The organism is Vibrio sp. JZG10 (assembly GCF_054064075.1).
Window position 1 is genome coordinate 100,290 of record NZ_JBSUGE010000006.1, and the last position, 18,150, is coordinate 118,439.

21 protein-coding genes are annotated in these 18,150 nt (G+C 43.8%); 4 read left to right on the top strand and 17 right to left on the bottom strand.

Going from position 1 to position 18,150, the window contains the following annotated elements; all coding sequences use genetic code 11:
* Nucleotides 1-41 precede the first annotated feature (41 nt).
* Entirely contained in the window at nt 42-1,193 is a 1,152-nt protein-coding gene (locus ACWYVB_RS09365) for a patatin-like phospholipase family protein (protein ID WP_005398215.1), read from the bottom strand.
* A gap of 44 nt (nt 1,194-1,237) precedes the next feature.
* Nucleotides 1,238-1,330: a cytochrome bd-I oxidase subunit CydH gene (cydH, locus tag ACWYVB_RS09370; RefSeq protein WP_005372970.1), complete on the bottom strand. Its 93-nt coding sequence runs from the start codon at nt 1,328-1,330 to the stop codon at nt 1,238-1,240.
* Between the two features lie 127 nt (nt 1,331-1,457).
* Here cydH and ACWYVB_RS09375 point away from each other — a divergent pair, with 127 nt between their 5' ends.
* The 3 genes from ACWYVB_RS09375 to ACWYVB_RS09385 all read left to right on the top strand — a co-directional run bounded on the left by ACWYVB_RS09375 (nt 1,458) and on the right by ACWYVB_RS09385 (nt 4,177).
* Nucleotides 1,458-2,048 carry an outer membrane beta-barrel protein gene (locus tag ACWYVB_RS09375; protein WP_047010036.1) on the top strand — a complete coding sequence of 197 codons (591 nt, stop codon included), beginning with the start codon at nt 1,458-1,460 and terminating at the stop codon, nt 2,046-2,048.
* A 570-nt stretch (nt 2,049-2,618) separates the two neighbouring features.
* Nucleotides 2,619-4,085, top strand: coding sequence for a sodium-dependent transporter (locus ACWYVB_RS09380; protein WP_005398219.1), 1,467 nt, complete (start codon nt 2,619-2,621; stop codon nt 4,083-4,085).
* Entirely contained in the window at nt 4,082-4,177 is a 96-nt protein-coding gene (locus ACWYVB_RS09385) for a MetS family NSS transporter small subunit (protein WP_005372963.1), read from the top strand. Before ACWYVB_RS09380 ends, ACWYVB_RS09385 begins: the two co-directional genes overlap by 4 nt.
* A 63-nt stretch (nt 4,178-4,240) precedes the next feature.
* On the opposite strand, the gene ACWYVB_RS09390 is transcribed toward ACWYVB_RS09385, so the two are convergent.
* The 15 genes from ACWYVB_RS09390 to yceD all read right to left on the bottom strand — a co-directional run bounded on the left by ACWYVB_RS09390 (nt 4,241) and on the right by yceD (nt 17,392).
* A complete protein-coding gene (locus ACWYVB_RS09390; protein WP_065646086.1) occupies nt 4,241-4,642 on the bottom strand; it encodes a hypothetical protein in 402 nt (133 codons plus the stop codon).
* Between the two features lie 211 nt (nt 4,643-4,853).
* Nucleotides 4,854-6,284: a PTS glucose transporter subunit IIBC gene (gene ptsG / locus ACWYVB_RS09395; RefSeq protein ID WP_006743155.1), complete on the bottom strand. Its 1,431-nt coding sequence runs from the start codon at nt 6,282-6,284 to the stop codon at nt 4,854-4,856.
* 444 nt (nt 6,285-6,728) lie between these two features.
* Entirely contained in the window at nt 6,729-7,496 is a 768-nt protein-coding gene (locus ACWYVB_RS09400) for a TatD family hydrolase (RefSeq protein WP_005396993.1), read from the bottom strand.
* Entirely contained in the window at nt 7,487-8,449 is a 963-nt protein-coding gene (locus ACWYVB_RS09405) for a DNA polymerase III subunit delta' (RefSeq protein ID WP_337168324.1), read from the bottom strand. The genes ACWYVB_RS09400 and ACWYVB_RS09405 overlap by 10 nt, the downstream gene beginning before the upstream one ends.
* 27 nt (nt 8,450-8,476) lie before the next feature.
* Nucleotides 8,477-9,109: a dTMP kinase gene (tmk, locus tag ACWYVB_RS09410; RefSeq protein ID WP_337168325.1), complete on the bottom strand. Its 633-nt coding sequence runs from the start codon at nt 9,107-9,109 to the stop codon at nt 8,477-8,479.
* Nucleotides 9,106-10,122: an endolytic transglycosylase MltG gene (gene mltG, locus ACWYVB_RS09415; RefSeq protein ID WP_104974990.1), complete on the bottom strand. Its 1,017-nt coding sequence runs from the start codon at nt 10,120-10,122 to the stop codon at nt 9,106-9,108. The genes tmk and mltG overlap by 4 nt, the downstream gene beginning before the upstream one ends.
* On the bottom strand, nt 10,119-10,934 hold the full coding sequence (pabC, locus tag ACWYVB_RS09420) for an aminodeoxychorismate lyase (protein ID WP_301568312.1): 816 nt from the start codon (nt 10,932-10,934) through the stop codon (nt 10,119-10,121). The genes mltG and pabC overlap by 4 nt, the downstream gene beginning before the upstream one ends.
* Nucleotides 10,935-11,041: 107 nt before the next feature.
* Nucleotides 11,042-12,292, bottom strand: a complete 1,251-nt coding sequence (fabF, locus tag ACWYVB_RS09425) for a beta-ketoacyl-ACP synthase II (RefSeq protein WP_005396984.1) — start codon at nt 12,290-12,292, stop codon at nt 11,042-11,044.
* 93 nt (nt 12,293-12,385) lie between these two features.
* Nucleotides 12,386-12,619 (bottom strand): acyl carrier protein, encoded by a 234-nt coding sequence (acpP, locus tag ACWYVB_RS09430; protein WP_004406112.1) that lies wholly within the window; start codon nt 12,617-12,619, stop codon nt 12,386-12,388.
* 246 nt (nt 12,620-12,865) lie between these two features.
* On the bottom strand, nt 12,866-13,600 hold the full coding sequence (fabG, locus tag ACWYVB_RS09435; RefSeq protein WP_031780596.1) for a 3-oxoacyl-ACP reductase FabG: 735 nt from the start codon (nt 13,598-13,600) through the stop codon (nt 12,866-12,868).
* A 46-nt stretch (nt 13,601-13,646) separates the two neighbouring features.
* Entirely contained in the window at nt 13,647-14,570 is a 924-nt protein-coding gene (gene fabD, locus ACWYVB_RS09440; RefSeq protein WP_395222137.1) for an ACP S-malonyltransferase, read from the bottom strand.
* A 75-nt stretch (nt 14,571-14,645) separates the two neighbouring features.
* Nucleotides 14,646-15,596: a beta-ketoacyl-ACP synthase III gene (locus tag ACWYVB_RS09445; protein ID WP_005396980.1), complete on the bottom strand. Its 951-nt coding sequence runs from the start codon at nt 15,594-15,596 to the stop codon at nt 14,646-14,648.
* Between the two features lie 5 nt (nt 15,597-15,601).
* Complete coding sequence (gene plsX, locus ACWYVB_RS09450) at nt 15,602-16,627, bottom strand: phosphate acyltransferase PlsX (RefSeq protein WP_258663773.1); 1,026 nt, start codon at nt 16,625-16,627, stop codon at nt 15,602-15,604.
* A gap of 10 nt (nt 16,628-16,637) precedes the next feature.
* Entirely contained in the window at nt 16,638-16,808 is a 171-nt protein-coding gene (gene rpmF, locus ACWYVB_RS09455; RefSeq protein WP_005396978.1) for a 50S ribosomal protein L32, read from the bottom strand.
* A gap of 59 nt (nt 16,809-16,867) precedes the next feature.
* Nucleotides 16,868-17,392, bottom strand: a complete 525-nt coding sequence (gene yceD / locus ACWYVB_RS09460; RefSeq protein WP_005387307.1) for a 23S rRNA accumulation protein YceD — start codon at nt 17,390-17,392, stop codon at nt 16,868-16,870.
* A 149-nt stretch (nt 17,393-17,541) separates the two neighbouring features.
* On the opposite strand from yceD, the gene ACWYVB_RS09465 reads away from it, so the two are divergent.
* On the top strand, nt 17,542-18,123 hold the full coding sequence (locus ACWYVB_RS09465; protein WP_065646091.1) for a Maf family protein: 582 nt from the start codon (nt 17,542-17,544) through the stop codon (nt 18,121-18,123).
* The last annotated feature ends 27 nt before the right edge of the window (nt 18,124-18,150 follow it).

The following is an 18,150-nucleotide window of genomic DNA, read 5'->3' on the forward strand; positions in this document are numbered from 1 at the left end:
CACTTCACTTTGTATTTAGCTTATGTCGTTAATACAAAAGGTTATGCACTCTCTCTACCATCAATTTCAATATTCAGTTGGTCATAGAGTTGAACCAGATTAAACCCCGCCTGAAGTCCGAGTTGATAATCATGCTCTAGTGATTCTTGGTCACTTAACAAAGAAGAAGAACGAAGCCCCTCTTTAGGCGCGATTTGTAAAATGAAAGTATCGTCAGGTGGAGCAGATATAAAGGCCTGAGTGAGCTCAAATGTTTGATAGTGAATCATCAGCATGTCGGCTAAACCTGAGTCAAAATTCTCACCGATTAAATGGCTTAAACGATACAAATTATCAGCACCGAACAACCAACGGCCTCCATTCAATAGCATTTTTCCGGCAAGCTTCGACTGATGGGCGGCATTAATTTTTTGTTGGAAGAACGAAGCCCAATCCAACTTCCATCGATTCACTTTTTGCTGCCATGATTGCTGCACCGAATTGATAGACTCTCGATACCACTCGACAGGCACATCCCCTACTTCACTTTGCGCTCTCGCTTCAATCTCCGAGAACGGTTCTGTTCGGATGACAATAATGTTGCGAGCATTCTGACGCCACGCTTCTTGAACAGGGATAGAAGCCGACACACCACCATCAACAAACTTATTGCCATTAACGTCGACAGGTCCGTGGTACAACTTAGGAATCGCGCATGTTGCTAACATGGTGTTAAACCACGTATCACCCAAGATTGGTAAATATTGATCCGATAGCGTCTCTACATTTGTTACCGCGGCAAACGCACCTCGTCCTCCTAGTGCACTGCGGCCTAAATCAAGATCAAGCTTGTAAGGGAAATCTTGAATCCGCTCTAACGCCCACTCTAAACCCAAGTACTGCTGCTTTCGAATATAACGAAACAGATTAAAAAATTCAGGAGACGTTGTCAGCTCGGTAATAAAAGCTTTGCCCATACCGTGTTGACGACATAAGTAAGAGCATAAATTGAGTGCCCCAGCAGAGGTACCGTAGAATTCATCGAAAGGATCAAAGTTGGAAAGTAAAAATGCGTCTAATACGCCAGCGGTAAAAATCCCTCTCTGCCCTCCACCTTGCGTGACTAAAGCAGTTTTTCCATGCCTGAAATGCTCATAAACTTTAACATCAAGCTCAGTATGGCTTTCTGTGATTATACCGCTGTTACGTATCATAGGCTCACGCCATTTTGTTAAAACACTTGGTAAAAGTAGTTATCTTAAGCCGTTGTAATCGCAATGATGCCAAACGACAAAAGTACTGCAAAAACAGTCACCACGATGATTAATGCGGATTTTAGATCGTGTTCCATAAACACCTCCTTAATATGTAACAAATTAATAACACCAGTGTGAAATATGTTCAAGATTTGCTTAATTTAGTCGCGCAATTTTGACTAACCCATCACAATTAGCTTAGTCATAATAAGGAGATAGGACATGAACCAAAAACTCAGCTGGCTGGTAGGAAGCATACTGCTCAGCACCGCGGTAAGTGCACAAGCCAATATTATCGTTACTCCATTCATAGGCTATACAGGTGGCGGTCAAGTAGAAGACGAAGGTGGCAATACATACGACCTCGATCCCGCAGTGAACTACGCACTTTCAATCGAGACGCCTTTTGAGAAAGGAAGAATTGGATTATTTTACTCCAACCAATCAACAGAACTTGAAAAGTTATCAAATTCGGCAGATATCCATTACCTGCAATTTCAAAGCAGCATGTACTACCCTGTTGCAGAAAACTGGCAAACCTATATTGGTGTTGGCTTGGGAGCCTCTTACACCGATGTTGATTGGGTAGACAAAAAATACGGATTTTCGGCGAGCGCTTTTGCAGGGCTGGAATATGAGTTTTCAAAGAACTTTGCGTTGACAGCCCAATTAAGATGGTTGGGAACGGTCGTTGATAACGATACCTCTGGAGCCTGCACCCTACCTAATGACGGCTCAAACTGCATCATTAAGTTCGATACCGATTGGATGAACCAATTCCAATCAAATATTGGTTTTAGTTTCCGTTTCTAATTTTTTGTACACTTCACTTCGTAGGGCTCGCCACAAATAGTGCTGGGCGAGTCCTACACAAAGCAGATAGAGAATATCATCTAAACATCATCGCTTAGAAAAGTAACGAAGCATTCTCTAGCGGGGTGCGCAAAAGATAGCCGTACGCCCTAGTTCATCAAAATAGTTTTAAACACCAAGTCGATTATTGGATTCTAGTCATTTGTTCCATACAACCAACCAATCCCCCACACAAAACCATAATCAAACTCAAATTTAACAAGATTAAAACCAGACAACGCACCTGAGTTAACATTTAGATTCTATTGCGCTAAGTATTATTAGAAGTTAGTCTGATTAGTGAAAACAGATAAATATTTCAGTTTTATCAAACACACATCAAAACTTTAAGATTAATAATCTACTTTCTCTCACAGTAACCAGAATATAGCTCTAGAAAATTATAATAAGCTAGAATTAAGGATAGAAAAGCTGATGGATAACAGCGGTCCTTTCTTCCAACGGTTTGCGCAAATATTACTGTGTTACGGAGAGAGCTTCATTCCTCAGGGAGTCGTATAGGAGTCAAATATGAAGCGAGAACAATGGGGATCCCGAGCGGGATTCATCTTAGCAGCAGTCGGGTCTGCTATCGGTTTGGGAAACATTTGGCGTTTTCCATACATGGCCTATGAAAACGGTGGCGGCGCATTTTTTATTCCTTACATTTTCGCCATGATCACGGCCGGTATTCCATTTATGATCCTTGAGTTCAGTATGGGACAAAAGTACCGAGGCTCAGCACCAAAAACGCTAGCGAAAATTCATTCTAAATTTGAATGGCTTGGCTGGTTCCAAGTTGGTGTTGCAGCAGTTATCGCCGTTTACTATGTTGCAGTTATCGGTTGGTCAATTTCTTACTTTGGGTTGTCGTTCACTCAAGGTTGGGGAACCGATACAAACGCATTTTTCTTTAGTGAGTACCTAAAGTTAGGTGATAACTCACCAACAGACTTAGGCAGTATTCAATGGAAGATTGCCTTATCTATGGTGATTGCTTGGGCTATTACTTACACCGCCATTGCCAAAGGCGTGAAATCAGGGATTGAGCGCGCATCTAAAATCATGATGCCAATACTATTTTTGATGGTGATTTTTTTAATCGGACGTATGGTTTTCTTGCCAGGAGCTTTGGATGGCGTTAACTACATGTTTGAACCCGATTTCAGCAAAATTTGGGATGTGAAAGTATGGGCAGCTGCGTACGGTCAGATCTTCTTTACCCTAAGCATCGGCTTCGCGATCATGCTGGCTTACTCTAGTTATCTGCCAGAAAAGTCAGACATCACGAATAACGCGTTTATGACCGTGTTGATCAACTGTGGCTTCTCCATCCTAGCTGGTATTATGATCTTCTCTGTCTTGGGTTACATGGCTCAAGAACAAGGTAAACCGCTAACAGAAGTGGTATCTGCAGGCGTTGGCCTTGCTTTTGTTACTTTACCTGCGGCAATTAACTTATTACCCGCACCATATATTCTTGGTCCTCTGTTCTTCTTTGCACTGGTGGTTGCTGGTCTAAGTTCGCACATTTCTATCATGGAAGCCGTAACATCCGCCATCATAGATAAGCTAAAGTGGAGCCGAAAAAAAGCTGCAAACGTTGTAATCGGAACTGGTTTTGTGGTTTCTATGGCGTTCGCAACAAATGGCGGTCTATTGCTGCTAGACCTAGTAGACCACTTCGCAAACAACGTTGGCATTATGGTAGGCGGCTTGGTTGAGATTGTATTGATGGCGTGGCTATTGAAACGCGTGCCTGAAGTACGTAATTACGTAAATGAGCGCTCTGATTTCTCTATTGGTCAATGGTTTGAGATCTGTTTACGCTTCGTAACACCGATTATGCTCGCCATTATCTTAGCGACTAAGCTTTATGCTTTATTTACTGAAGGCTACGGTGGTTATGATCTAACTGTAGGCTGGGCACTTATCGCCGCACTATTTATCTTTGGTCTAGTGATTAACGCAGTGAATCGCAAGGAGACAGCGAAATGACAATCAGCGCAATTATTATGATGGTTATTGGTTTAGGTATCACTTGGGGCGGCGCGGCCGTTTGTATCAAGCGAGCCATGGATAAACAATAGCAGTATTGCATTCCAAACAAAAAACGCCGGTATTTACCGGCGTTTTTTTATGTTTCTTTTATTCTAGAAACTGTATTTGATGCCAACGGCACCACCAAGTTGTAAGTCAGCACCTTTGTAAAGATCTAGCTCTGGGTGTATTTGACCATAAAGATCCCAGCCGCGTGATAAATCCCAGTTCAAACCGAGAGGTACACGCACGCCAAACTCATCATCCCATTCATACCAACCACCAACGCCAACATACCAGGTCACAGGCATGTTTTGATCGAATGTTCCACGTTTAGCGATGTAATCAAACGCCATACCATCGTTACCGATAATGCCGCGATACTTATTATCTAACTCAACAACAACACTCAACTGTTGATCGACAGCCATACCAACAGACAAGTTCGTTGGCTCATTTGCCGCCATTGCGGTACTAGAAACTAGTCCTGCTAATAAAATTAATTTGCTCTTCATACACGTTATCAATTATTAAAAAAAACATCATGCGCTATTCAAACATAGTGGTGTTTCAATATGTCAACGATGAGTAAGCGCGATGTATGAAAAGACTGGCAAAAGTAAAGATGAGTTTAGGATCACACTCAGAAAGCACTTTTAGCAATGAGAGAGGAACTAAAAAAGGAGGCCGAAGCCTCCTTTTATTCATTGTTATGAATGACGGTGATTAGCCGTGGTTACGGATCCACTCATCCATTTCAGTTTTTAGGTTGTCAGACTTAGTACCGAAGATAGCCTGTACACCACCTGCAACAACTACAACACCAGCAGCGCCAAGTTGTTTCAGTTTGTCTTGGTCAACAGCTGCTGTATCTGCAACCGCGACACGTAGGCGAGTGATACATGCGTCTAGACCAGTAATGTTAGCTTTACCACCGAACGCTGCAACCAGTTCACCACCCATGTCAGAGCCAGAAGTTGCTGCCGCACTTTCTGTTTCATCTTCACGACCAGGAGTTTTTAGGTCAAGTGCTGTGATTACGCCACGGAACACTACGTAGTAAATCACTGCGTATACTAGACCAACAGCAATCATTAGACCCATCTTCTGAGCGTTACCAGATAGAACTAGGAAGTCGATCAGACCGTGAGAGAAAGAAGTACCGTGTACAAAGCCTAGAGTGTTAGAAACAATGTATGCAGAACCAGCTAGTAGAGCGTGGATACCGTATAGTAGTGGAGCAACGAATAGGAATGAGAATTCGATAGGCTCAGTAATACCAGTTAGGAATGAAGTCAGTGCAGCTGACGCCATGATACCCATTACTTTTGCGCGGTTTTCTGGTTTAGCACAGTGAGCAATTGCGATTGCTGCAGCTGGTAGACCAAACATCTTGAACATGTAACCACCCGCTAGCTGACCGAAGCCATTACCAGCAGCACGAGATGCTTCATCAGCAACTAGGTAACAAGTTAGTACGCCGTTTTGAGCTTCACCAGCAGCGTTAACACAAGAACCTGCTTCGAAGAAGAACGGTACGTTCCATACGTGGTGTAGGCCGAATGGGATTAGAGAACGCTCTACAACACCGTAGATACCGAATGCTAGTTGTGGGTTTTGGTGCGCAGCCCAATCAGAGAATGCAGAGATTGCACCGCCAATTGGTGGCCAAATTACAGAAAGGATAACACCAAGGATGATCGCTGCAAAACCAGTGATGATAGGCACTGCACGCTTACCAGCGAAGAAGCCAAGATACTCTGGAAGTTGAATTTTGAAGAAACGGTTGAATGCCCAAGCAGCCACACCACCGACAAGGATACCACCTAGTACACCTGTATCGATTTTCTCAACACCCATAACACCCGCCATTACACCTAGCGTTGCCGTCATGATGCCGTAACCAACGATTGCTGCAAGACCAGCAACACCGTCGTTATTAGTGAAGCCTAGAGCTACACCTACTGCAAATAGAAGTGCCATTTGGCCGAATACTGAACCACCGGCTTGTTCCATAAGATTAGAAACGATCTCTGGAATAAAGCTTAGATGGGCAGCACCCACACCTAATAAAATACCTGCAACTGGTAAAACTGATACTGGAAGCATCAGCGCCTTACCAACTTTTTGCAGGTTAGCAAAAAGGTTCTTAAACATGTTTATGCTCCTGATAAATTTATAAGTATTATTTGGGCACTAACGGCACACCCCCGTAGCCTAAAGGTTAGCACCCAATGAAAATGTAACCACAACTGCATTATATTTTCCGGCTCTAAATATATATTGATGACCCTCAAACTTTCCACACAGTTACGAAATTTAGTTTCAAAACAAGTCTTGGATCACACCCAAAAACAGCTGATGAAAAGGTTTGCATTGCAGTTATATTACTGTTTTATAAAGAGTTTATTATTTATATAATTAATTTTAAGGCGTAAATAAAATACGCTCCAATGTTATTTTTAGTAACAAAATTACATTTGTGATTTTTGAATGTTATTAAATCAACATTTTTAGTAAACATTAAACTCATGAGTATATCTGTTGTTTTTATCAACAAAAAAGGAGCATACGCTCCTTTTTTATGCTCTTATTGATTTTTCATCGCAAAAAAAGATTTCGGAAATTTTCGGTGGTTTTTTGTGCCACTTCAGAAAGAGAGCACGATTTGAGTTGCGCAATATAAGAAGCCACCTCGACAACATAAGCAGGTTGATTCTCTTTACCTCGGTGAGGGACTGGAGCCAAGTAAGGAGAATCTGTCTCAATGAGAAGCTTCTCTAGAGGTAGAGTCTTCACCACTTCTTTCAACTCTGTAGCTTGACGGAAAGTGACAATCCCCGAGATAGAAATATAAAACCCCAGCTCAAGTGCAGCTTCAGCAAATGGAAGATCTTCTGTAAAACAGTGGATAACACCACCACATTTCTCCGCCCCACCCTTACGCAAAATATCTAGAGTATCCGCACGTGCGTTTCTGGTATGGATAATTAAAGGTTTGTTAAGCTCCACCGCAAGATCAACGTGTTGCTCAAAACGCTCTTTCTGTAACGCTGCCGTTTCTGGCTTATAATGATAATCCAAGCCTGTTTCACCAATGGCAACGACTTTTTCATTCGATGCGTGGTGACGTAGCACGTCCATCGAAAAGTCGCTTTCAACATCAAGTGGGTGTACACCACACGAAGCATAAACATTCTCATAAGGCTCAATCATTTCCATCATTTTAGGGAAAGAATCCAGCGTAACTCCCACAGAAAGCAGCTCGGTTACCTTTGCTTGTTTAGCTTTGTTAATAACGTCTTCCACATTGATGTGGAGATCGTCGTAATTCAATTTGTCTAAATGACAATGAGAATCTACGAACATAATGCCTCTCGTGATTCAATTAACCAGTTCATTGATAGTAGCTCAAGGTTTAGACCAGGAAAGGCTTGCACCTGAGCTTTGAGGTCCATCAGCGCCTTCGCTGATGAGTACAAACCGTTGTAGTTGTTCGGTTGAAACTTTATAGCGCCAGGAAGCATTTGTGCTTCTGATACACCAAACTGCGCTTTCTGAGCGTCTGTCAGTAAATACCACGCCCAGTCTAGTGATTGCTCCGAGTGTTTAGCCATTAAAGAAGCACACTCAGAAATGTCTGAGGTAGAAGAAGACATCGCCTTAATAAAAGTGCGCTCAAAAGCCAAGTAAGCATCGAGATCGCCATTATTTAACGCATCCAATGTTTTTATCGGAGAGCCCATATTCAGTTTTAAGGCGTAAGCAGGAACTTGCTGCGCCCCTTGTTCGCGCATCCATTGCATCGCTTGTTCCGTTGACGGCGGCGCAACAACCCAGTGTTGGCAACGGCTACGAATCGTTGGAAGCAGGCGCTCCTGATTGTGGGTAACGAGCAAAAACAAGCACTTTGCCCCAGGCTCTTCTAGCGTTTTTAACAATGCATTCGATGCCGATTCATTCATAGCGTCCGCTGGCTCTATAACAAATAGGCGATAACCATTAAGCTGTGATGATTCCTGTGCAAGACGGTTACAAGCTCGAACTTGGTCCACCGTTATCGCTCTTCCTTCTTTTTCTGGTTTGATCCAGTGTAAATCTGGGTGGTTGTGTGATTGATTTAATTGACAGCTATGACAAAAACCGCACGCTTCACTGGCGTAATTTTGGCAAAGAAGTGCTTGGCTAAAAAACTCGATAAGTTTTTCGATGCCTAAGCCTTGCTCGCTTTGCAATAAAAGCGCACCTGGTATTCTGTCCGACTCTAGCCCTACTTTGAGGTTATCCCATACTGGTTGCAACCATGGATAATCATTTAACATGAGTCACCTAAATTTAAGTTTCACTTATTATTGACGGGCTAACCACTCGTTAAGAGCGTCCCGAATATCACGCGACACGTCTTCGATCACCTGCTCAGCGTTAATGATAATGATAGAAGGATCAGCATGAGCAATCTCCAAATAACGCTCTCGTGTACGTTCAAAGAAGCTGATATCCATCTTCTCGATACGATCGAGCTCACCACGCCCACGCGCACGCTCAAGCCCAACGCGAGGGTCGATATCCATATAGAGAGTGAAAGCAGGTTTAAAATCACCAAGCGTTGTGTCTCGAAGGTTTTTCATTAGCGACGCGTCAATTTGACGACCACCACCTTGATAAGCCTGCGACGACATATCGTGGCGGTCACCCACCACCCACTGACCGCTCGCCAAAGCTGGTTTGATCACGTTCTCAACCAACTGGACACGTGCAGCATATAGAAGAAGCAACTCCGTCATGTCTTTAAGTTCTTCGCCTTCATGCTCTTCTTTCACCAGAGCGCGCATCTTTTCTGCTAGCGGCGTGCCTCCTGGCTCACGAGTATTTACGATATTTTCAATACCTGCCGCTTTTAGCGTATCTAAAACGGTTTTAATCGCAGTGCTTTTACCCGCGCCTTCTAGGCCTTCAACGACAATAAAGTTTGCTTTCATCATTTGTTCTTTCTTAGTTCTCTTAAATAGGCTCGAACAGCACGATTGTGCTCTGCAAGGGATTTCGAAAATACGTGTCCGCCCTTTCCACTTGCTACGAAATATAAATAGTTGCTGCTTTCTGGATTCAAAGCCGCTTCAATAGAGGCTTCACCTGCCATCGCGATTGGGGTTGGAGGTAAGCCATTGATGGTATAGGTGTTATATGGTGTCGGCGTGCGCAAATCTTTCTTACGAATATTTCCGTCGTAAGCATCACCCATACCATAAATAACCGTCGGATCCGTTTGTAAACGCATGCGTTTGTTCAATCGGTTGATAAACACAGAAGCGACGCGCTCACGCTCAGAGTCAATGGCCGTCTCTTTCTCGATGATAGACGCCAGAATCAAGGCTTCATATTTGTCTTGCAATGGCAGCTTTTCTTGACGAGCTTCCCAGCTAGCATCCAGTATTTTATTGAGTTTTCGATGCGCTCGTTTTAATAACTGGCTTTCACTTGCACCCGCCGTGTAATGGTAGGTTTCTGCTAAAAACAGTCCTTCAAGCTTTTCTCGCTCAATACCCAACTTTGCTGCCATGTCTTTTTCTGATAGATCGGTTAAGTCATGCTCTAAATAAGGCGCACTTTTCAATTGCTCTACCCACTCAGAAAAGCGGCTGCCTTCAACAAAAGTGATCGCAAACTGGTATTCTTTTCCGGCATTCAGGTGCTCCAATGCTTGCGAAAGCGACATACCAGGCTCTAGTTGATAAGTACCCGCTCGCACTTGCAACAGTTCTGGATATAAGTGAGGTATTAAACGGATGTACTCCGACGTTTCAATTACCTCATCTTCAACTAAGGCACGCATGACGTGATGAAAGCTTGTACCACTTTCTACAGTAAACAGCTGAGGTTGTTCCAATAGAATAGGCTTTTCAACGTATTGTTTAGCCTGTGAAATTATATAAAAAACAGCTGCTGCGCCTATCACTGCGATCAGCACAACAAAAGCCAACAGTTTTTTAATCACGTAGTTAAATTCCCTTGCAGTCGTTGAGTCAATTTTCCTATCGGAAATATAGTCTTAGAGTTAGATGCCACTATGCTGCGAATTGGTGCGACACCTAATATTGAGTTACACATGAAAGCTTCGTCTGCGCTCAGCAAATCTGGAAGTATAAAACGTCCCTCGATGACTTCAATATGACTTACTTTTAGTAACTCAAGCACCTTACGACGCATTACGCCCGCAACGCCAGATAAGGTCAGTTCCGGTGTAAATACTTTATTACCTTTAACCCAAAAAAGGTTGGCCATTGTAGTTTCAATGACATGGTTTTGCACATTTAACGTTATTGCATCTGCAAACTCGGTATCGTCGATTTCAGCCTTGGCGAGAATCTGCTCTAAACGGTTGTTGTGCTTGTGTCCAGCAAGTAAAGGTTGAATCCCGAGACGAGTCTCACAAACGCCCAAATCCACGCCTTTTTCTTGCCAAGAAGAGTAATGAGAAGGAAACGCAAAATTGGAGATAGTCACGATAGGGCCTTCAATCCCATTAGGACTATACCCTCGCCCACCAATACCACGGCTAACGTGAATTTTCACCCCAGCTTGTGCATCAGATAAAGCCGCTTTGCTTGCCCAAGCATGCACAACTTGCCAGTCAGGGGAAGAGATCTTCAATACGTCAAGGCAGGACCTCATACGCTCAATGTGTTCTTGCCAGTAAACCAACTCTCCGTTTTGGGTCAGGATGGTGGTAAAACCTCCATCGCCGTATTGGAATGAGCGATCACCCAGTTCTACATGCGTTTGTGGAACTCCATTTACCCAAAACATTCGCGTACCTTCAAATTAGCAGACAACAAATAAAACAAAACGGCTCAATGCTAAGCATCGAGCCGTTAGAATACAAGTTTCGCTTATCTAAATAAGGTTAGATAGTGCTACTCAGCGAACTTTTTGAAGATCAAAGAACCGTTTGTACCACCAAAGCCAAACGAGTTACAGATAGCGTATTCCATACCTTCAACTTTGCGCGCAGTGTGCGGCACAAGGTCGATGTCTAGACCTTCTTCTGGATCATCAAGGTTAATCGTTGGTGGAACGATTTGGTCAACCAAAGACATAACCGTGATAATTGCTTCAACAGAGCCTGCTGCACCTAATAGGTGACCAGTCATAGACTTAGTTGATGATACAAGTACTTGCTTCGCACCTTCTTCACCAAGAGCACGTTTCACGCCCTTGATTTCTGCAACGTCACCAGCAGGAGTAGATGTACCGTGAGCATTCACATAACCTACTTGGGTGCCTGTGATGTTGGCGTCACGCATTGCCGCTTCCATCGCAAGTGCACCACCCGAGCCATCTTCGCTTGGAGAAGTCATGTGGTAAGCATCGCCAGACATACCAAAACCAACCAGTTCTGCGTAAATCTTCGCGCCACGTGCTTTCGCGTGTTCGTACTCTTCAAGCACCATCATGCCAGCACCATCACCTAGAACGAAGCCATCACGGCCTTTATCCCATGGACGAGACGCTTTTTGAGGTTCGTCATTACGAGTAGATAGCGCTTTAGCTGCACCGAAGCCAGCCATGCCAAGAGGCGTAGACGCTTTTTCTGCGCCACCAGCAACCATCGCATCTGCATCGCCGTACGCAATCATTCGTGCAGCATGACCGATGTTATGTAGGCCAGTAGTACATGCTGTAGAAATCGCGATATTTGGACCACGAAGACCACGCATGATAGATAGGTTACCTGCAACCATATTTACGATGGTCGAAGGAACAAAAAATGGGCTAACTTTGCGAGGGCCTTTTTCTACTAATGCAGTGTGACCTGTTTCAATCAGATCTAGACCGCCAATGCCTGAGCCGATAGCAACACCAACTCGAGCCGCATTTTCTTCGGTAATTTGTAAGCCAGAGTTATCAAGAGCTTGAATACCCGCTGCAATGCCGTACTGGATGAAAAGATCCATCTTACGAGCATCTTTTTTAGACATGTACTCTGTGCAATCGAAATCTTTAACAAGACCTGCAAAACGAGTTGAGAAGTTCGTAGCATCAAAGTGCTCGATATTCACGATACCACTTTGACCTTCTAGCAGGGCTTTCCAAGATGATTCTACTGTGTTGCCTACCGGTGACAACATACCCATGCCAGTGACAACTACACGACGCTTGGACACGATATAATTCTCCGGGAATTGAATATTTCTATGAGAGGATAGAAGAAGTTAGAAAGAACACAGGCGGTCTAGGAGACCGCCTGGGAGAGCTAATTACTGAGCGCTGTTTACGTAGTCGATTGCAGCTTGAACAGTAGTGATCTTCTCAGCTTCTTCGTCAGGAATCTCAGTGTCGAATTCCTCTTCTAGAGCCATAACTAGTTCTACAGTGTCTAGAGAATCAGCACCTAGATCGTCAACGAAAGAAGCTTCGTTTTTAACTTCTGCTTCGTCTACACCTAGCTGTTCAACAATGATTTTCTTTACGCGTTCTTCGATGTTGCTCATTTTTCTTTTCCTTTACAGATTTCGCCTAATGCGATGATTCCGTAGTTTATTCGAACTATTGAAAGTTGCAAGGGGGTCCTTGCTGGTCAAACCACAAAATTAGCGAATTTAACCGAATTTCAATACATTTTTGACTTAAATCATGCACAAATCTTGCGCATAAGCATGACAAGTTCATGACAGTTAACTGCAACTATAGGCTATTTTTCACAATGTAAAATAGCTTATTTTGCACAAACTGTCTCATTAAACCATGTACATGCCACCATTTACATGCAAAGTTTCACCAGTAATGTACGCTGCTTCAGGAGAAGCAAGGAAAACTACTGCTGATGCAATTTCACGTGGGTCACCTAAACGACCAGCTGGCACGTTCGACAACGTTGCCGCACGTTGCTCATCATTTAGTGCCTTCGTCATGTCAGTTTCGATGAAACCAGGGGCAACAGTGTTCACTGTTACACCACGAGACGCAACTTCACGAGCCATTGATTTAGTAAAACCAATCACGCCCGCTTTCGCTGCTGCGTAGTTAGTTTGACCTGCGTTACCCATGGTACCAACAACAGAGCCTACGTTGATGATACGACCCGCACGTTTTTTCATCATGCCGCGTAAAACCGCTTTAGACATGCGGTAGATAGGCGTTAGGTTGGTATCGATGATGTCGTTCCACTCATCATCTTTCATACGCATCAATAGGTTATCACGAGTAATACCAGCGTTATTCACCAGAATATCGATCACACCAAATTCTTCGTTGATCGTTTTTAGTGTCGCTTCGATAGACTCGACATCAGTCACGTTAAGAGCTAGGCCTTTACCGTTATCACCAAGATACTCGCTGATAGCTGCAGCGCCACTTTCAGAAGTAGCCGTACCGATAACCGTCGCACCGCGCTCTACAAGAAGTTCCGCGATCGCGCGGCCAATACCACGGCTTGCGCCGGTAACTAGCGCGATCTTACCTTCTAGATTCATCATGTTGTGTTTCCTTTTCTTATCGCAAGTTTTATCGCTTGATGGATTACTTCGCCGCGTCTAGCGACGCAACATCATTCACTGCTGCTGCAGTTAGCGTTTTCACGATACGTTTTGTTAGACCTGTTAAAACCTTACCAGGACCAAGCTCAAGAAGCTGTTCTACCCCTTGCTCGTGCATAAGCTCGACTGTTTCAGTCCAGCGAACTGGGCTATGTAGCTGACGAACAAGCGCATCTTTGATTTTTGCAGGATCTGTCTCAGCGACCACATCAACGTTGTTGATAACTGGAAGCTGTGGTGAGTTAAATTCGATAGACTCAAGAGCTAATGCAAGTTTTTCCGCTGCTGGCTTCATAAGCGCACAGTGTGATGGCACTGAAACAGGAAGAGGAAGCGCACGTTTCGCACCAGCTTCTTTACATAGTGCTCCCGCACGCTCTACTGCATCTTTGCTACCCGCGATAACTACCTGACCAGGCGAGTTAAAGTTTACTGGAGAGACCACTTCACCTTGCGCTGCGTCTTCACACGCTTTTGCAATCGCATCATCAGCCAAACCGATAATCGCGTACATAGCGCCAGTACCTGCTGGTACCGCCTCTTGCATTAGCTTACCGCGTAATTCAACCAGCTTGATTGCTTCTTTAAAGTCAATCACACCCGCACATACAAGTGCTGAATACTCACCTAGGCTGTGACCGGCTAGGTTTGCTGGTTGCTCTAAACCGAGCTCCTGCCATACACGCCAGATTGCAACAGATGAAGCTAGCAAAGCTGGTTGAGTGCGGAAAGTCTCGTTTAAATCTTCTGCAGGTCCATTTTGAACAAGCGCCCATAGATCGTAACCTAGTGCGTCAGATGCTTCTGCAAATGTTTGTTTTACTACGTCATATTGTTCGCCTAGTTCTGCAAGCATACCTACAGCTTGAGAACCTTGACCTGGAAATACGATAGCAAACTTGCTCATGTTGTTTTCCTTTAAGCAAAGTAAAAAGAAATAAGATGCAACAAGTGCACCTTAAATTTTGAATTCTCGTGAAACTTAGAACTTCACCAGAGCAGAGCCCCAAGTGAAACCGCCACCAAACGCCTCTAGCAATAAAGTCTGCCCACGTTTAATGCGACCATCGCGCACAGCTTCATCCAGCGCAGACGGTACTGTCGCCGCAGAAGTGTTCCCGTGTCGGTCTAATGTCACTACGACTTGGTCTAAAGACATTGAAAGCTTTTTCGCTGTTGCCGAAATAATTCGATAGTTCGCTTGATGCGGTACTAGCCAGTCTAGTTCAGACTTATGCATGTTGTTGGCTTCAAGCGTATCTTTAACGAGTTTAGACAGCTGAGTTACCGCAACTTTGAATACTTCGTTACCTGCCATATGAAGCCATTTGTCAGCATCTTGACCACGCTCAGGTACAGGTAGGCTTAGTAGCTCACCGAATTGACCATCCGAGTATATGTGGGTAGAAATAATACCTGGCTCTTGGCTAGCGCCTACGACAACGGCTCCAGCACCATCACCAAATAGGATAATGGTTGAACGGTCTGTCGGATCACACGTTTTAGACAAAGCATCTGAACCAATAACAAGTACGTTTTTACACATACCCGATTTAATATGTTGGTCTGCAACAGACAATGCGTACACAAAACCAGAACAAGCAGCGGCTAAGTCAAAAGCTGGACAACCTTTAATGCCAAGCTTTGCCTGCACCTGACACGCAGATGAAGGGAAAGTATGGCTACTGCTCGTTGTGGCTACGATAATCAGGTCGATATCGTTTTTATCAATACCCGCCATATCGATAGCGTTTTCAGCTGCGTAGAATGCCATGTCCGCTACAGTCTCATTTTCTGCAGCAATTCGACGCTCTTTAATACCCGTGCGAGCAACGATCCACTCATCACTTGTATCTACCATTTTCTCTAGATCTGCGTTTGTACGCACCTGAGATGGCAGGTAGCTGCCAGTACCTAAAATTTTGCTATACATGAAGACTAATAATGCCTCTCGAGTAAAACCGCTTCCAAACGATCGCTAATACGGCTTGGTACTTGTCGTTTGACCTCGTGTACTGCCTCGCCAAGTGCATTGACAATCGCAGATACATCCGCACTTCCATGGCTTTTTATGACAATGCCGCGCAATCCTAGCAAACTTGCGCCGTTATACTGGTCGGGGTTCAGTGTTTTTAGTTCATTAAATAGCCGAGAAAACAACTTTCTAGCAATCCAACCCTTTATCGTTGACGCCATCATACTGGTTTTAATTTTTTCGATAAAAAGTTGAGCTGTTCCCTCACTGGCTTTTAAGCATACGTTGCCGACAAACCCATCACATACAATGACGTCTGCAACATCATGCAAAATTTGATTACCTTCAATATAACCAACAAAGTTAATCGAGTCGGTCTGAGAAAGCATTTCTGCGCAACGTTTGACTAAATCGTTACCTTTAATCTCTTCTGCGCCAATATTGAGTACAGCAACGCGAGGAGGACAACCTAAGTGTTCTTCTGCTAGTGCACTGCCCATTACAGCAAATTGGAACAAACTATCAGCATCGCACGATACATTCGCACCTAGGTCTAGCATCCAAGTACGCTTTCCAGTAATTGTCGGTAAAGCTGAAACTAAAGCAGGACGTTCAATACCAGGAAGTAACTTAAGAATGAAACGCGATAGTGCCATTAATGCACCGGTGTTGCCACCACTAACACAAGCATCCGCCTTCTGCTCAGAAACCAAATCGATAGCCATACGCATGGAACTATTTTGGCTATTACGTAGTGCCAATGAAGGTTTTTCTGAGTTCGAGATAACTTTCTCACTATGAAGAATAGTCAAGCGGGAACTGGTCGAGGTACCGAGTTGAGATAATTGAGACGTGATCAGAGATTGATCACCTATAAGAATCACTTTTAGCTCTGGGAAATGAGACAGTGCCTGCACGGCGGCAGGCACTGTTACGCGTGGACCGAAATCCCCGCCCATTGCATCAAGTGCAACGGTAATACTTTGCAAAGGTTCAACCTTACTTGTTGATAACCTTTTGACCACGGTAGTAACCTTCAGCAGTTACGTTGTGGCGTAGGTGAGTTTCACCAGAAGTCGCGTCTACAGATAGAGCAGCTGTAGTTAGCGCATCGTGTGAACGACGCATACCGCGCTTAGAACGAGTTTTACGGTTTTTCTGTACGGCCATTGACCCTACTCCTATACTATTGGGTTAAAGACCTGAAGAAGAATCGGTTACCACACCTATTACTTTTTCAGACTTTTCAAAACGTCGAATGGATTCGGTTTTTCTTCCTCAATTTCTTCAGGAATCTCACCAAAAACCATGTTATTTGAATCAACGCTACAATCCGCTTCATCGTGCATCGCAATTTGAGGTAATGCTAAGATGAACTCGTCTTCAACCAGTTGTATAAGGTCTAATTCACCATATTCATTTAGATCTACCAAATCATAAATTTCTGGTGCTTCCTGTTCTGTTTTCTCACCGTAGTAAGGAGTAGAAAGGAATTCAACTTCGCACTCATGTGCGAATACCTCATTACAACGCTGACACTCTAAATCGACTTCGATGTTAGCTTTACCAGAGATAACAACGAGTCGCTGTTCATCCATCCCAAATGACAATGAGACTTCTGCGTCGCGTTTTACGCCTTCAGTTGTTTCCACTAAGCGCTTGAAAAGACTAGCTTGGATGATGCCATCGTAATCCAATCGTTTCTGTGCAGCTTTTGCTGGGTCAACCGTTCGCGGTATTTTTACCTTTTGCATAGGGCGCGAATATTATCTTCCAAATCAAAATTAGTCAAAGAAAAAGGCAAAAAAGTTGTACTTTTTTACGCTTAACATACAGAGCATTAGCCAGAATCATTTTTGATCGATTATCCTATCGGAAATGCTCCCACGAATTGTAATTCAAAATGAAAAATTACCAACTGGTTTTAGCTTCAACCTCCCCTTTTCGTAAACAACTGCTTGAAAAGCTTTCACTACCGTTCATTTGTTTATCACCTGATTGCGATGAAACACCGTTTGACCAGGAAACGCCTCTTGAACTGGTGCAAAGATTGGCCCAAGAGAAAGCAACATCTTGCCAGACAGATAAAGCAAGTTTAGTTATCGGCAGTGACCAGGTTTGTGTCATTAATGGTGAAATCGTTGGCAAACCTTTAAATAGAGACAACGCAATAAATCAACTTTCGGCTCAAAGTGGAAAAGTCATCACTTTCTATACTGGTCTTGCGGTACATAACACCGTCACAAACCATACAGAAGTCGGCTTTGATTCTTTCGAAGTACACTTTAGAGATTTGACGCTTGAACAAATCGAACGCTACGTCGACAGGGAAGAACCTTTTTACTGCGCAGGCAGCTTTAAAAGCGAAGGCATGGGAATTTGTTTGTTCACGAAATTAGTGGGGAAAGACCCGAACACACTCGTCGGGCTACCACTGATTGATTTGATTGATATGTTGCATGTTCAGGGACTCGATGTCCTTTAATCCAAAGACTATAAAAGGGAGCCACAG

What these genes read in the sequence shown, in the direction of transcription:
- ACWYVB_RS09365 (WP_005398215.1), bottom strand. Translation starts at nt 1,193, where the DNA reads ATGATACGTAACAGCGGTATAATCACAGAAAGCCATACTGAGCTTGAT.
- cydH (WP_005372970.1), bottom strand. Translation starts at nt 1,330, where the DNA reads ATGGAACACGATCTAAAATCCGCATTAATCATCGTGGTGACTGTTTTT.
- ACWYVB_RS09375 (WP_047010036.1), top strand. Translation starts at nt 1,458, where the DNA reads ATGAACCAAAAACTCAGCTGGCTGGTAGGAAGCATACTGCTCAGCACC.
- ACWYVB_RS09380 (WP_005398219.1), top strand. Translation starts at nt 2,619, where the DNA reads ATGAAGCGAGAACAATGGGGATCCCGAGCGGGATTCATCTTAGCAGCA.
- ACWYVB_RS09385 (WP_005372963.1), top strand. Translation starts at nt 4,082, where the DNA reads ATGACAATCAGCGCAATTATTATGATGGTTATTGGTTTAGGTATCACT.
- ACWYVB_RS09390 (WP_065646086.1), bottom strand. Translation starts at nt 4,642, where the DNA reads ATGAAGAGCAAATTAATTTTATTAGCAGGACTAGTTTCTAGTACCGCA.
- ptsG (WP_006743155.1), bottom strand. Translation starts at nt 6,284, where the DNA reads ATGTTTAAGAACCTTTTTGCTAACCTGCAAAAAGTTGGTAAGGCGCTG.
- ACWYVB_RS09400 (WP_005396993.1), bottom strand. Translation starts at nt 7,496, where the DNA reads ATGTTCGTAGATTCTCATTGTCATTTAGACAAATTGAATTACGACGAT.
- ACWYVB_RS09405 (WP_337168324.1), bottom strand. Translation starts at nt 8,449, where the DNA reads ATGTTAAATGATTATCCATGGTTGCAACCAGTATGGGATAACCTCAAA.
- tmk (WP_337168325.1), bottom strand. Translation starts at nt 9,109, where the DNA reads ATGATGAAAGCAAACTTTATTGTCGTTGAAGGCCTAGAAGGCGCGGGT.
- pabC (WP_301568312.1), bottom strand. Translation starts at nt 10,934, where the DNA reads ATGTTTTGGGTAAATGGAGTTCCACAAACGCATGTAGAACTGGGTGAT.
- acpP (WP_004406112.1), bottom strand. Translation starts at nt 12,619, where the DNA reads ATGAGCAACATCGAAGAACGCGTAAAGAAAATCATTGTTGAACAGCTA.
- fabG (WP_031780596.1), bottom strand. Translation starts at nt 13,600, where the DNA reads ATGAATCTAGAAGGTAAGATCGCGCTAGTTACCGGCGCAAGCCGTGGT.
- fabD (WP_395222137.1), bottom strand. Translation starts at nt 14,570, where the DNA reads ATGAGCAAGTTTGCTATCGTATTTCCAGGTCAAGGTTCTCAAGCTGTA.
- ACWYVB_RS09445 (WP_005396980.1), bottom strand. Translation starts at nt 15,596, where the DNA reads ATGTATAGCAAAATTTTAGGTACTGGCAGCTACCTGCCATCTCAGGTG.
- rpmF (WP_005396978.1), bottom strand. Translation starts at nt 16,808, where the DNA reads ATGGCCGTACAGAAAAACCGTAAAACTCGTTCTAAGCGCGGTATGCGT.
- yceD (WP_005387307.1), bottom strand. Translation starts at nt 17,392, where the DNA reads ATGCAAAAGGTAAAAATACCGCGAACGGTTGACCCAGCAAAAGCTGCA.
- ACWYVB_RS09465 (WP_065646091.1), top strand. Translation starts at nt 17,542, where the DNA reads ATGAAAAATTACCAACTGGTTTTAGCTTCAACCTCCCCTTTTCGTAAA.